The sequence below is a fragment of the Curtobacterium sp. MCBA15_012 genome (assembly GCF_001864935.2).
Lineage (GTDB): Bacteria > Actinomycetota > Actinomycetes > Actinomycetales > Microbacteriaceae > Curtobacterium.
In genome coordinates this window covers 1950176-1963963 of sequence record NZ_CP126267.1, presented here as the reverse complement: position 1 = coordinate 1963963, position 13788 = coordinate 1950176, and the positions used below count along the sequence as shown (strand labels likewise).

The 13788-nt window shown below is 71.8% G+C and carries 13 protein-coding genes and 1 pseudogene; 10 read left to right on the top strand and 4 right to left on the bottom strand.

What is annotated here, in order from left to right:
* Positions 1–104 precede the first annotated feature (104 nt).
* The 6 genes from QOL15_RS09035 (at position 105) to QOL15_RS09010 (ending at position 5607) form a co-directional block, all read left to right on the top strand.
* A complete protein-coding gene (locus QOL15_RS09035) occupies positions 105–440 on the top strand; it encodes a hypothetical protein (protein WP_058742546.1) in 336 nt (111 codons plus the stop codon).
* Positions 441–456: 16 nt separating this feature from the next.
* The gene (locus QOL15_RS09030) at positions 457–771 is read left to right on the top strand and encodes a pore-forming ESAT-6 family protein (protein ID WP_065959111.1); all 315 of its coding nucleotides are present in this window, start codon (positions 457–459) and stop codon (positions 769–771) included.
* Positions 772–926: 155 nt separating this feature from the next.
* Positions 927–1271, top strand: a complete 345-nt coding sequence (locus QOL15_RS09025) for a DUF6507 family protein (protein ID WP_139197247.1) — start codon at positions 927–929, stop codon at positions 1269–1271.
* Positions 1268–3871 (top strand): DNA/RNA non-specific endonuclease, encoded by a 2604-nt coding sequence (locus QOL15_RS09020; protein WP_305404243.1) that lies wholly within the window; start codon positions 1268–1270, stop codon positions 3869–3871. Before QOL15_RS09025 ends, QOL15_RS09020 begins: the two co-directional genes overlap by 4 nt.
* Before the next feature lie 264 nt (positions 3872–4135).
* A complete protein-coding gene (locus QOL15_RS09015) occupies positions 4136–4738 on the top strand; it encodes a hypothetical protein (protein ID WP_139266458.1) in 603 nt (200 codons plus the stop codon).
* A gap of 5 nt (positions 4739–4743) precedes the next feature.
* Positions 4744–5607 carry an SseB family protein gene (locus QOL15_RS09010; protein ID WP_071249280.1) on the top strand — a complete coding sequence of 288 codons (864 nt, stop codon included), beginning with the start codon at positions 4744–4746 and terminating at the stop codon, positions 5605–5607.
* Positions 5608–5640: 33 nt separating this feature from the next.
* Here QOL15_RS09010 and QOL15_RS09005 read toward each other — a convergent pair whose 3' ends face one another.
* From QOL15_RS09005 to QOL15_RS08995, 3 genes are all read right to left on the bottom strand, one after another.
* Positions 5641–6042, bottom strand: a complete 402-nt coding sequence (locus QOL15_RS09005) for a hypothetical protein (protein ID WP_305404239.1) — start codon at positions 6040–6042, stop codon at positions 5641–5643.
* A gap of 156 nt (positions 6043–6198) precedes the next feature.
* Entirely contained in the window at positions 6199–6585 is a 387-nt protein-coding gene (locus tag QOL15_RS09000) for a hypothetical protein (RefSeq protein WP_071249284.1), read from the bottom strand.
* A gap of 1 nt (position 6586) precedes the next feature.
* Positions 6587–7672, bottom strand: coding sequence for a DUF6177 family protein (locus QOL15_RS08995; protein WP_071249286.1), 1086 nt, complete (start codon positions 7670–7672; stop codon positions 6587–6589).
* Between the two features lie 130 nt (positions 7673–7802).
* On the opposite strand from QOL15_RS08995, the gene QOL15_RS08990 reads away from it, so the two are divergent.
* Positions 7803–9344 carry an aldehyde dehydrogenase family protein gene (locus QOL15_RS08990; protein ID WP_071249288.1) on the top strand — a complete coding sequence of 514 codons (1542 nt, stop codon included), beginning with the start codon at positions 7803–7805 and terminating at the stop codon, positions 9342–9344.
* Positions 9344–9778 (top strand): annotated as a pseudogene (locus tag QOL15_RS08985) (DUF779 domain-containing protein); the annotation flags it as partial. The gene QOL15_RS08990 and the pseudogene QOL15_RS08985, both read left to right, overlap by 1 nt.
* A gap of 224 nt (positions 9779–10002) precedes the next feature.
* On the opposite strand, the gene QOL15_RS08980 reads toward QOL15_RS08985, so the two are convergent.
* Positions 10003–11268 (bottom strand): glycosyltransferase, encoded by a 1266-nt coding sequence (locus QOL15_RS08980; RefSeq protein ID WP_083394119.1) that lies wholly within the window; start codon positions 11266–11268, stop codon positions 10003–10005.
* Positions 11269–11330: 62 nt separating this feature from the next.
* Here QOL15_RS08980 and QOL15_RS08975 point away from each other — a divergent pair, with 62 nt between their 5' ends.
* Both QOL15_RS08975 and QOL15_RS08970 read left to right on the top strand, forming a co-directional pair.
* Positions 11331–12227: a UbiA family prenyltransferase gene (locus QOL15_RS08975; RefSeq protein ID WP_254780294.1), complete on the top strand. Its 897-nt coding sequence runs from the start codon at positions 11331–11333 to the stop codon at positions 12225–12227.
* A complete protein-coding gene (locus tag QOL15_RS08970) occupies positions 12224–13717 on the top strand; it encodes an NAD(P)/FAD-dependent oxidoreductase (RefSeq protein ID WP_305404232.1) in 1494 nt (497 codons plus the stop codon). The genes QOL15_RS08975 and QOL15_RS08970 overlap by 4 nt, the downstream gene beginning before the upstream one ends.
* Positions 13718–13788: the final 71 nt, after the last annotated feature.

The following is a 13788-nucleotide window of genomic DNA, read 5'->3' as shown; positions in this document are numbered from 1 at the left end:
GAACCATCGTCCAGGTTCAGCGTGTGTCCCTTGCACGGGGGGTGGGGATCGACGACAATTGCTCGCTGAACCAGGGACGCACGACCGATCGAGGGGAAGACGACGTGAAGTTCGCGATGGGGGCCGACACACTCGGTCAGCTCGGCAAGAGGACGGGGAGCGCCTCGCAGGACCTCGGCGCGCAGGTCAAGGCACTGCTCGCCGCGGCCGAACCCCTCCAGGGCAAGTTCAACGGTGCGGGCCGTGCGGCGTTCGACCGCTTCAAGGCACAGTCCGACCAGGTCGCCAACGAGCTGAACGCGGCACTCGCCGCGGTCCTCAGCGGCATCGGCGGGATGGACACCGCGTTCGGCCAGGGCGACCAGCAGATGGCGGACGACGCCACGCAGGCGGCCGGCACCGTGAACTTCGACGCAGCGCGCTTCGGCGCCGGTCACTGAGACGAGGGGGACGACCATGGCAGGGAACCAGGCAGACCGCCGCGACTACGACGTCGCCGCGTCGCAGAGCGCCCAGGACAACTTCAACCGGCTCGCCGCGCAGCTCGAGGCGCTGATCGACCAGCGCGACGCCGACGTGCGCGCCGCGATGAGCGACTACCAGGCCGACGGCGTGTCCGACGAGTACCAGTCGAAGGAACTCCGCTGGAAGAACGCGGCGACCGAGGTCCGGGGCATCATCTCGACCCTCCGCACCTCGCTGCAGTCCACCGACCAGACCGCGCAGCAGACCGTCCAGAAGGCCAAGAGCGCCGTCGACAGCATCGGCTGACGACCCGATTCCGCATCCCTCGGCATCCTGGCCGAGGGCGAGTCCACGTCCTTCGGCCGTCCTGGCCGAGGGCGAGTCCACGTCCTTCGGCCGTCCTGGCCGACGGCGAGTCCACGTCCTTCGGCCGTCCTGGCCGACGGCGTGAGAGGTGAGCCATGACGTACAGAGTCGACCCCGCAGGGGTGAAGAGCGTCCTGACGGACGTCGCGTCCAAGAGCCAGCCCGTGATGGACGCGCTCGGCAAGATCGACGGCACCGTGCAGACCGTCGCGACGGGCGCCCAGTCCGAGCTGATCAACGGCGCGCTGTCGAAGTTCTTCGACGCGATGTCGGGGAACGTCACGACGATCACGCGCCACGTGCCGGCGGCGATCGACGGTGCCGTCGCGGCGACGAACGCGGTCGTCCACGGCGACGAGGACATCGCCGCCACGATGGAGACGAACGCGGGCCGTGCGGCGGCGAACGGTGACCTCTCGATCCTCGGGGTCGCGCAGTGAGCCTCATCGTCCCGGACGCGTTGCCGGGCGCGAAGATCGACGCCGCTGCGGTGTCCTCCGGGGCCTCGACGCTCGCGACCCTCGCCTCGACCGTGAGCACGGGCGGCGGTGACACCGTCCGCGCCTGGCAGGCGATCTCCGGCTCGTACCAGTCCGACGGTGCCGAGCACCTGTACTCCGTGATGACGCCCGTCGGCACCGCCACCACCACGCTGGGGGACGGACTGTCCTCGGTGGCCACGGCGCTCACCACCTACGCCGAGACCCTCGCGCAGATCAAGACGAAGCTCGACGCCCTCAAGACCGAGGCCGAGGACTTCGTCCACCGCGCGAAGAACTTCCAGCCGCGGTGGCAGGACTCCGAGGACGGTTACGTGATCGCCTCCCAGGCGGTCAGCACCATGGGCGTCAGCCTGCTCACGGGGACCAAGGTCGAGATCACGTCCTGGGACCAGGACCCCGACATGGTCGACGAGAACAACCGGCTGATCCGACGCGGCGCCGACCTGGCCGAGGAGTGGCTCGCCGCGCAGCAGCAGTGCGCGAACGCGATCCTCGGCGCCGCCTGCCTCGCACCGCTGCCCGGGACCGGCCAGAAGTCGCCGCAGCAGATCATGGCCGAGGCCGAGGCGTCGATGCCGTGGGCGGGCGAGCAGGACATCGACACGCCCTGGGGCTCGACCGGGGACCGCAAGGAGTCCTGCGGTGAGAAGGCCGCGGGCTTCCCGGCGCACCTCGTCAAGGGCGTCGTCGTCGACGGCCTTGGCGGGATGGCGAAGGGGCTCAGTTCGCTGCTCCTCGGCTGGGACGGCACCGGGGTCCCGTGGTTCTCCGAGGCGATCGTCGGTGCGGTCGTCGGGCGGAAGGACATGGTCGACGACGCCTGGGACCGCGCCGGACAGACCTACGGGGGCTCGTGGCTCGGGCTGGGCCACCTCGCCTCGGCGCTGTCCCCGGTGGGCACGGTCGTGAACACCCTCGGCAACACCCCGATCGGTGACTTCCTGCCGAAGGACACCCAGCAGTTCCTGTCCGACTGGGGCCACGACGACACGACCGCCCTGGCGGACACCGTCGGCGGACTCGTCGGGCTGAAGCTGCCCGAGCAGTGGTGGGAAGCCTCCTCGTGGGACGGCTACAACCCGGCGCAGTCGTGGGTCGACGACCCCGGCGGCACCTTCGGTGCGAGCGCGTTCAACATCGGCACGATGTTCATCCCGGGGGCCGGCGAGGCCAGTGCGGGCGCCCACGCGACCGCTGCGGCTGCCGACGCCGCGGGTGACGTCGCGCGCGCCGGTGGGTTCGCGGACGACGCGGCGCGGGCTGCCCGTGGTGCTGACGAGTTCGTGAACGCGGCGAAGGGCGTCACCGTCGGGGACCTGGCGAACCTCGGGAAGGGCGTCGACGCGGGCGACGTCGCGAAGATCGCGCGCGAGGGCGACCTGCCGACGACGAGCGTCGACCTGGCGGGCGATGCCGGCAAGGTCGACGTGCCGACGACGCATGCGGATCCCGCTCCGGCTCCGCACGTCGAGGCGCCGCGCGGCGAGAGCCCGACCGCGGGGCGGGGCGATGCGCCGTCGGTCGCGCGGGATGATGCTCCGGCTGCTGGTCGTGGTGACGTTCCGGCTGCTGGTCGTGGTGACGTTCCGGCGGCTGAGCGGGGCGATGCGCCGTCGGTCGCGCGGGATGATGCTCCGGCTGCTGGTCGTGGTGACGTTCCGGCTGCTGGTCGCGGTGACGCTCCGGCGGCTGAGCGGGGCGATGCGCCGTCGGTCGCGCGGGATGATGCTCCGGCTGCTGGTCGTGGTGACGCTCCGGCGGCTGAGCGGGGTGACGCTCCGACCGGTGAACGTGGTGACGCCCCCACCGCCGGGCACGGCGACGCTCCGGCGGCGGATCGCGGTGACGCTCCGACGGCTGGGCAGCACGACAGTCCTGCGGGCGCTCGTGATGAGTCTCCGGTCACCGGGCGCGACGATGCGCCGTCGTCGGCGCACGACGAGTCGCAGCCTCCGCAGTCCGCGGACGGGACCGGCGCCCACGACCCGTCGCCGACGACCCACGTCGGGAAGGACGGGGTCGAGCGGACGGTGCTGCAGTTCGATTCGGGTGCCAAGGGTGGCTGGAACACCGACCTCTACCACAAGGCGATCGAGCCGAACACGCGCTACGAGATCGACGGCGGCAAGTGGGTCTACGAGACCGACGAGCACGCGCGGGTCGTCCACGCCGAGGGCCACCTCGACCAGGTGGTCAAGCAGCTCGAGGACCGGAACCGGCACGGCGGTCAGCAGAAGACCGCAGGTGGCGATGACCGCCTCGACGTCGACCACGGCGGTCACATCTTCGCCACCCTGTTCGGTGGTCCCGGTGAAGGCATCAACCTCACCGCGCAGTGGAGCAAGGTCAACCTCGGCTCGTACAAGGCACTCGAGAACCAGTGGGCGGCGGCGATCGATTCAGGGAAGTCCGTCAGAGTCGAGGTCAACTTGGAGTATGCGGGCAAGAACCTTCGACCCGATTTGTACGATGTGAGGTGGCAGGTCGGAGACGGACCGCTCCGTGTCCGACCGTTCAGCAACATCCCGACACCGTGATCAACGACCAGGAGTGACGTGAGCACAGGAACACCGGACGACGAAGCCACCCTGGTGGAAGCAACCCGGAACCTTCTGGCCCAGGAGGACTGGGTCTCCGCGCAGTTCGAGGGTGCCTTCGTCGGCCCTGAAGCCTCCGTCGTCGGCAAGTTCGTTCGTCCAGACGGATCGACCGGGGTGCTCTGGCCCGCGCTCGCATTCACACGGAAGTGGTGGGCCTTCCACGACTCCTGTGCGAGCCAGGAACGCGGGACGTGGTTCTCGATGAAGATCAACCTGATGCGGGAGCCTGTGGAGGCCGAAGTGTCCTACAACTGGCAGGACCGGGTCTTCTTCGACCAGATGGTTCCGGACCTGGACCCGGCGGAAATGGACTTGACCATGCCCCTCGACGAGTCCTGGGCGGACGAGTTGCAGCGGCACCCTCGGTCGCCTCAGTACGTGCCGACGTGGTTGCGAGAGCTGGTCGGCAGCGAGGACGCGGAGCGAGCATCCGGGGACCATGCTGCCGTCGAGCGGGCGATCGCTGCGGCGCCGACGTGGCCGCCGTTGCGCGCCGAGTTGGCGTCGTCGGCGCGGTGGTCGGCGGTGTTCGATGCCGTGTCCGAGGAGATCGTGCGGGCACTGCGTGCGGAGACCCCGGCGACGGAGTTGCTGCGACGGGAGGCGGACGACCGTGCGTTGGAGCAGGTTGCCGAGACGGCGACGAACGCCCTGCTCACCCGGTTCGTCGAAGACGAGTCGGCGTGTGCTGCGCTCGCGGCGGAGTTGGGTTCGTCGAACGGTCCTGAAGGGGCGGAGGACGACGTGACGGACGCGATCACGGACCTGGTGGACTGGCAGCTCGCACGGCGGTTCGAGCAGTGAGCGGCATGGAGAACCCGGAGCTCGACGCCCAGCTCGAGCAGGCACTCGTGGACCCGTCGTCGCTCGGTGCGTTCGTGAACCACTTCATGAGCAGCCCGCTCCTCGTGCCGATGAACATCGACGGTGACACGGCGTTCCCGATCGCGAAGCGTTTCGACGACGGACCGGCACTCGTGGTCTTCACCGGGGAGCAGCACAGCTTGCAGGTGGACCTGCCGACGGCAAACCAGGTCGTCGTGTTGAACGGAGCGCGGGTCATCGAGTTGGCCGATCCGGACCACGGTGTGCTCGTCAACCCCGGGCCGCAGGAACTCCACCTGCCGATCGGCCTGGTCGCACACCTGCGCCCGCAGATCCCTGCGGAGCTGTTCGCGCCGGCGACGGGCGCTGCGGATCAGCGGCCTGCGGCGCCCGAGCCCGCGCCGGGTGGGTCCTTGGTCGCCGCGCAGCAAGTACAGACGACCCTCGCGGGGAACGCTCACCGGTGGCTGATGCAGGGGCCTGCGTTCGAGACGGCCGACTTCTTCGTGGCGTTCTGCGGGAGCGAGCACACCACGCGGGGTCGCGTCGAGTCCGGCGGCCAGGCCGTCGCGGTGCCGGTCCCAGACCCGATGGTCGATGAGTTCCGTGCACTCCGGCAGGCCGCAGCCGTCCCGGACAAGGGGACGTGGATCGGTGCCGAACTGCACCTGACCTCAGCGGGGTCGTTCTCGTACTCGTTCGTCTACGACGACCGGCTCGACTTCGGCGCGCCCGATCCGCGCGTTGCTCGGACGGACGCCGAACCAGCGCCGGGCCTCGAAGCCTGGCGGTCGGAGTTCATCGCGCAGGGGCGCGCGGAACGGTACGTCCCGGAGTGGGCGCGCTGACCCAGGGATGCGGTCCTGCCGACGGTCGTCTGCTCAGGAACGCGTACCGGTCGAACGGGCTGGTTCTGGCGGTTCCGGCGGGAGGTCGAGCACGACGATCTCGCCGTCCGCGCTCATCGCACTCGGAACGACGTTCGGACGGACGCCGCCGCCTCGCCACAGGGGCAACAGGTTCGGCGAGCACTGTCGGATGAGTTCGGCGTACCAGGGGCCGTACTCTGGATCCGGCTCACGCCCGCGCGCGTCGAGGTCGAGTTCGAGGGCGTCGGCGATCTCGTCTGGCGTCATCGAGGCCGACGGATCGTGGGGGAACGGCATCTCCCAGTCGTCGGCGCCGATGTACAGGCCGAGTCGGAACGGTCGTCTTCCTGATCGCCATCCCGAAGCATGGAGCCAGCAGCGCCAGTCGCCGATCTCGTACAGCTCGGTGAACACGCGCACGGATTCCCATCCGCGCCGGTGGAGGACCGCGACGGCCTGCAGGAAGGCGTGCGAGGGAGTGAGGTCCACGGGGCAGAGGCTACCCCTGGTGCAGCTCCGACCGGAACGGACGGCCAGAGCGCGCCCGCAGCCGTGACGAGGGTCTCCCCTTCAGGAGCGCTGCTCGTCCGATCCGGAGAGCACACCACCCGCGTGCTCGGCGATCGACCGCGCGAGCGCGACCCCGAGCGGTTCGGCGCCCAGGAGCGTCGTCCCGTCGTCCTCGTCGTGGAGCGGCACGAAGACGTCGGTCCACCACCAGCCGCCGCCCTCGGCCTGGGCGGGGAGCTCGACGATGTCAGACAGGAGTCGGCGCACCTCCGACTCCGAGCGGACCCGGCGGGGGTGCTGCACCGTCGCGACGAGACGGCCCTCGGCGTCGGAGAACCGCCCGACGAGTCCGTCGCGTGCCAGACGCAGACCGACACCGTGGCCGACGGCTTCGGCGGCCGGACGGAACTCGGCGTCGCCGACGAGCGTCGGACCGAGGACGGTCATCTCACGAGGCATCGTCGTCTCCCTCCGGTCCGGTTGACCGTGCCGCACCGAAGTCGCGGCCGGTGAGGCGTTCGACCGCATCGCGTCCGAGGTGGTCGACGACCGGTCGCAGGCGTTCCCACCCGGTGGCGTCCGGGCGCGACGGTCCGTCCCGGAACCGCAGGACGAGCGACGGGACGCGCGGGCGACCGACGCGTTCGGCGCCGAAGCGATCCCGCATCTCGTCGATGTCGAGCCCGAGCCCCCGCACGGCGGGTGCTCCGAGCAGCATCGCGACCGGCTCCGGCTCCTGCTCGAGCACCGGTCGGAGGGTCAGGTCTCGTGACCCGACCCGCGCGAAGACGAGCGCGACGAGCGGGAGGGCCGTGCTGCAGAGGTCGGCGAGGAGCACGGTCGCGGCGTCGTGCGCGCGCTGCACCTCCGGGGTCCCCGGTGCTCCGACGCCGACGAGGCCGGCCACGACCTCCTCGACACCGTGCTCGGTCCGTCGCGCGGTCACCGAACCGGCGAGTGGTGCGCCGGCGTCCCCGACGACGACGAACCGCGCGTCCGCCGGCATCCTGCCGCGTGCCGCCGCCGTCAGCGTGTCCTTGTCCCAGTCGGCTTCGACCGGCTCGTGGGTGCCCCACCCGGCCGGTGTCGAGCCGGGTCCGAGCGCCGCGAAGGTCTCCCACGCACGTCCGAGACGCGTTCCGGCGTCGGCGCGGTGTCGGATCGACGCCGACACCACGAACTGCACCTGCTCCGGACGAGGGAGCTCGAGGTAGCGCGGGTCGACGGCGTCGGTCGTCCCCGGAGCGCGGAAGGCGTCGGCCACTCCCAGCAGCGCCGTACCGGTCGACCCGTCACGGAGCGCGCCCTCGGCCGACCGGACGACCCAGCGTCCGTCGGCCGCGTCGAGGACCTGCCGGAAGGGTTCGGTCAGCCGGGTGGTCTCGGGGGTGAGGAACACCACCCGCAGTCCGGCGGCCGTGGCCTGGACGACGAGGTCGGCACGCATCGGCGTGAGGGCCACGATCGGCCCGACGGTCTCGCTGACCACGTAGCCGTCACCGGTCCCGTCCACCAGCGGGTGTTGCATCCCCATGCACCCGACCATACCGGGGCCCCCGTCGGACCGGACTGCTCGCAACCGGGTGCAACCTCGGCGGTCGTAGCCTCCCGACCGAGGCGCGCAGACCGTGCGCCGTCGACACCGTCGTCGAGAGGGCACCACCATGACCATCGCAGCATCGCCGACCACCTACGCCGCGCCGGGCGAGGACGGAGCGCTCGTCTCCTTCCGCCCCCGGTACGACCACTACATCGGCGGGGAGTACGTCCCGCCGACAGGTGGGCAGTACTTCGAGAACCCGACCCCGGTCACCGGCAAGACCTTCACCGAGGTCGCCCGGGGTGACTCCACGGACGTCGACAAGGCCGTCGCCGCGGCCTGGAAGGCGTTCCCGGCGTGGGGGAGGACGAGCGTCACCGAGCGCGCGAACATCCTCAACCGGATCGCGGACCGGATGGAGCAGAACCTCGAGATGCTCGCCGTCGCCGAGACGTGGGAGAACGGCAAGCCGATCCGCGAGACCCTCGGCGCCGACATCCCCCTCGCGATCGACCACTTCCGGTACTTCGCCGGGGCGATCCGGGCACAGGAGGGCTCGACGGGGGAGATCGACCACGACACCGTCGCATACCACTTCCACGAACCGCTCGGCGTGGTCGCGCAGATCATCCCGTGGAACTTCCCGATCCTGATGGCGGTGTGGAAGCTCGCCCCCGCCCTCGCCGCCGGCAACTGCGTCGTGCTCAAGCCCGCCGAGCAGACGCCGGCCTCCATCCACGTGCTGCTGGGACTCATCGAGGACCTGCTCCCCGCCGGCGTCCTCAACGTCGTCAACGGGTTCGGCTTCGAGGTCGGCGCGCCGCTCGCGCAGCACCCCGACGTCCGGAAGGTCGCCTTCACGGGGGAGACCACCACGGGGCGGCTCATCATGCAGTACGCCTCCCAGAACCTCATCCCGGTGACACTCGAACTCGGCGGGAAGAGCCCGAACGTGTTCTTCGCAGACGTCGCCCAGGAACGAGACGCGTTCTACGACAAGGCGCTCGAGGGGTTCGCCTTCTTCAACCTCAACCAGGGCGAGGTCTGCACCTGCCCGTCGCGGGCGCTCGTCGCGGAGGAGATCTACGACGGGTTCGTCGCCGACGGCCTCGACCGTGTCCGCGCCGTGAAGCAGGGCCACCCGCTCGACCTGTCGACCATGATCGGAGCGCAGGCGTCGAACGACCAGCTCGAGAAGATCCTGAGCTACATCGACATCGGCAAGCAGGAGGGCGCGAAGCTGCTCACCGGCGGCGAGCGCGCCGACCTCGGCGGCGAACTCAGCGGCGGCTACTACGTGACCCCGACCGTGTTCGAGGGCGACAACGCGATGCGGATCTTCCAGGAGGAGATCTTCGGCCCGGTCCTCGCCCTGACCCGGTTCAGCGGCTACGACGACGCGATCCGGATCGCCAACGAAACGCTGTACGGCCTCGGTGCCGGGGTGTGGAGCCGCGAGGCGACGACGCTCTACCGGGCCGGCCGTGACATCCAGGCGGGTCGCGTCTGGTCGAACACCTACCACCAGTACCCGGCGGGCGCGGCGTTCGGCGGCTACAAGCAGTCCGGCGTCGGGCGCGAGAACCACAAGATGATGCTCGACCACTACCAGCAGACGAAGAACCTGCTCGTGTCGTACGCCGAGGGTCCGATGGGGTTCTTCTGATGCCGCTGCCGGACGGCGGTGCCACCGTCGGCCGGTCCGAGGGGACCGGCCCCGCCGCCGGGACGGTCCCGGACCGGGTCGCGGTCACGCCGGCGGCGGAGGAGCTCCTGCGCTCCCTCGCCGCCCGGCACGGCCCCCTGATGTTCCACCAGTCGGGTGGCTGCTGCGACGGCTCGAGTCCGATGTGCTACCCCGTCGGCATGTTCCGGACCGGACCGGGCGACGTGCTGCTCGGGACGCTCGAGGTGGCGGGCACGGCTCCGGTCGAGGTGTACATGTCGCGCTCCCAGTTCGAGTACTGGAAGTACACGCACCTGACGATCGACGTGGTCGAGGGTCGGGGCAGTGGGTTCTCCGTCGAGGTCCCCGAGGGCAAGCGGTTCCTCACCCGGTCACGGATGTTCACCGACGCCGAGCTCCGCGCCTTCGGGCTCCTGCCCACGGCAGAGCAGCCGACGGCAGGGCAACCCTCGGGTGAGCAGCCGACGGCAGGGCAACCCTCGGGTGAGCAGCCGACGGCAGGGCAACCCTCGGGTGAGCAGCCGGCGGCAGAGCAACCCACGGGTGAGCAGCCGACGGCCGCGCAACCCGCGGGTGAGCAGCCGACGGCCGCGCAACCCGCGGCGCACCCCCGGACGGCAGCCCGAGGCTGAGGACGTCACGGCCCGCCGGCGGATGCCCGCACCGACCCCGACGGCGGGCCCACGACGTCCGACGCCGACCCGGCTCCGAGCGACTCGAGCACGTCGACCGCCCGCTGCACCCCCTGTTCCCGCCGCACGGCCCGCCCCACCTCGGCCGCACGTCCGCGACGCGACAGCGCGTCGCCCATCGCGCGCCCGAGTGTGTCGGCCGACACACGGCGCAGCGGGACCGGGGCGGCGGCGACACCCTGGCGGTGGAGCTGCGCTGCCCAGAACGGCTGGTCGGCGGTGACGGGCACGACGACCGCCGGCACACCCGCCCGGGCGACCGCGTGCGAGGTCCCGGCCCCGCCGTGGTGCACCACGAGCGTCGCGTGCGGCAGGACCGCGTCGAACGGGACCGAGCGGACGGCCAGGACGTCGTCGTCCGGTCCTCCCGTCGGCAGTGCGAGCCCACCCCACCCGGTCACGAGCAACACCCGGAGCCCGTGTGCCCGTGCGGCTGCGACGACCGCCGCACCACGGGCCGTCGCGTCGCCGACGGCCATCGACCCGAAGGAGGCGACGACGGACGGACCGCCCCGCAGGAAGTCGCGCACCGCCGCGTCCGCTCCGGCCTCGTCAGCGCCGTCGTACCAGGCCCCGGTCTGGTGCACCCGCGCCGGCCAGTCGTCGGGACGCGGCAGCAGCGTGGGGCTGACGGCCATGAGCACGGCGCTCGACGCCGTCCGGTGGGCGGGACGACGGCCGCCCGGCAGTTCCGCTGCGGCACGGGCCACGTCGGTGTCGAAGAGCCGTGCCGCGGCTCGCGGGACGGCGTAGGTGAACCGGTTGGCCGCACCGAGGTCGCGGGTCGCGGTGGGCCCTCCGGCCGCGGGGATCCGCTCGCTCGCCGTGGCGACCGGGGCGAACTCGACGAGCACCCGCGGCACGCCGAGCGCGTCCGCCACCATCGGCGCGCTGAGCACCAGCGGGTGGTGCACCACCACGTCCGGCGCGAAGGCGATGCTCTCCCGCACGGCTGCGGCGAGCATCCGCTGCATCGCCGGGCGGACCTCGACGCGCAGGTGACGAGCGAGTGCGAGCGGGGTCCGGCCGCGCGGCGTGAGCATCCGCTGCACGTCCAGACCGAGCGGCACGGAGTCGACCCCGTCGGGCGCCGCGGCGTCGTCGGGCAGCGCCAACCGGACCTCGTGACCCCGCGCGACGGCGTGCCGTGCCAGCGCCGCGAACGGCTCGACGTCACCGCGGGTGCCGGCGGTGAGCAGCATGATGCGCATCCGACCAGTGTGGCGGGGGCGCCTCCGCCGGTTGTCGAGGTGCACCGGGTAGCCTCGGCCCTGTGACCGACGGGAGTGAGTGGATGCTGCGCACCACCCCCTCGGGGACCGCCACGGCCGTGCGCCGACTCGTGCACATCTCGCGGCCGGTGCTGTGGATCAACACGATCGGCTCCGGTCTCGTCGGCGTCTGGCTCACCGGCGCGCTGTTCGACGTCCGCGCCCTGCCGGTGCTCCTGTGGCTCACCCTGCCGTTCAATCTGCTCATCTACGGCGTCAACGACGTGTACGACCAGGACACCGACGCCACCAACCCGCGCAAGGGATCGATCGAGGGTGCCCGGATCCGCCAGTCCGAGGTCCGGCTCATCGCCTGGGCGGTCGCGGTCACGAACGTCCCGTTCCTGGTGTACTTCCTCGTCGCACTGCCGCCGCTCGCGAACGCCGCGATCCTGCTGTACGTCGGCGTCTTCGTCTTCTACTCGGCGCCGCCGCTGCGGTTCAAGGCGCGTCCGTTCCTCGACTCCCTGAGCAACGCGGCCTACGCGCTGCCGTTGGTCATCGTCCCAGCGGCCCTCGCGGAGACGCCGGTCTGGCCGGCCGCCCTCGGGCTCATGGCGTGGAGCGTCGCGAAGCACGCGTTCGACGCGGTGCAGGACATCGGGGAGGACCGGGATGCGGGCATCACCACGACCGCCGTGCTCCTCGGCCCACGCGGGACCGCGCTCTGGAGCGGCGCCTGGTGGCTCGTGTCCGTGGCGCTCTTCGCGGTGGTGAGCGTGCCCGTCGCCGTCGTCGACCTCCTCATCGCGGGTGTGCTCGTGGTGTGCCTGTTCCGCGATCCGACGCCGGCGACCGGCCACCGTCTGTACCGGCTGTCCGTGGCGTTCCCGTACATCGCCGGGACGTTCGCCGGGGTGCTGCTCCTGGTCTCGATCGTGCTCGGGGGGACCCGGTGAGCCGCGTCGTCGTCGTCGGCGGGGGGATCGGCGGCCTCACCGCCGCCGCGCTGCTCGCCCGTGCCGGTCACCGGGTCACCCTGCTGGAGGCGTCCGGCGAGCTGGGCGGCAAGAGCCGCCGCATCCAGCTCGGCGACGAGCGCATCGACACCGGGCCCTCGCTCGTGACCTTCCCCGCCGTGTGGGACGAACTGCTGCGGCGCCTCGGCGACCGCGGAGCCGAACTCGACCGGTCGCGCGCCGACGGCGGAGCCGAACTCGACCGGTCGCGCGCCGACGGCGGAGCCGCACTCGACCGGGTCGACGCCGACCTCGACCTCGTCCGCATGCCCGAGGTGGGCCGGTACTACCACGCCGGCGAGGAGACCTCCCTACCGGTGGCACCGGACCACCCCTGGTACCCCGCGTGGCGGCGGTTCTCCGAGCTGCACGCGCCGCTGGCCGACGACGTCACCCGACTGCTGCTCGCCGACCCGCTCGACCGTGCGGCGCTCCCGGCCGTCCGCCGGCTGCTCGCCGTCTACGGCTCACGCCTCACGACGCGCGCCTACCTCGACGGCCTGCCCTGGCTGCCCGACGGATTGCGCGAGATCATCGCGATCCACACGCTGAACGCCGGTGTCTCGCCTGCGCGCACCCCGGCCCTGTACGCGAGCATGCCCGCGATCATGGCGGAGACCGGGGCGTGGGTCCCGCGCGGGGGCGTGTACGAGATCGTGCTCGCGCTGACGCGCCTGGCCGAGGCCGCCGGGTGCGAGGTGCGCACCGGCGAGGTCGTCACCCGCATCGAGCGCGGTTCGGTCACCACCGACCTCGGTCACCACCGCGCGGACCTCGTCGTCAGTGCGCTCGACGCCGACCGGCTCGCACAGTTGACCGGCCCGTCGCGGATCCCGGCACTGCCCCGACTGCGCCCGCGCACGCTGTCCTGCTCGGCCGTCGCCCTGTACGGCGTGCTGCGCGAGGAACTCCCGGCGGAGATCGCCACCCACAGCGTGGTGCTGCCGACGAAGCCGGCCGCGCTCCACCGCAGCCTGGAGGCGGGCGACGAGCCGGCCGACACGATGGTGTTCGTCAACCAGTACCGCCCGGGCGAGGTCTACCCGAACGCGCGCGGCACCCTCGGCATCCTGCTCACCGCACCCGCCGACGGCGGCCACTACTCGGTCGATCACCCCTTCGTGCGCCGCGAGGTGGACCGTGTGTCCCGGGCGATGGGGCTCGACGGACCCCTCACGGACCTGCTCGACGAACAGACCGTGCTCGACCCGCAGCACTACGGCACCCTCGGCGAACCGCACGGCGCACTGTACGGTGCGGCGCGACCGCCGTGGCAGAGCGGGCCGTTCCACCGGCCGTCGTACAACGACCGGTGGCGGCCGTGGCTGTGGCGCGTCGGTGCGTCGGTGCACCCCGGCGGCGGCATCCCCGCGGTGGTCGGCGGCGCGATGATCGCGGTGGACCGACTGCTGCGCGCGAACCGCGCCTGACCGACTCGACCGACCGCCCGCCCGGACCTCGCCCGACCTGCGCCGGACCGGTGCCGGACCGGTGCCGGACC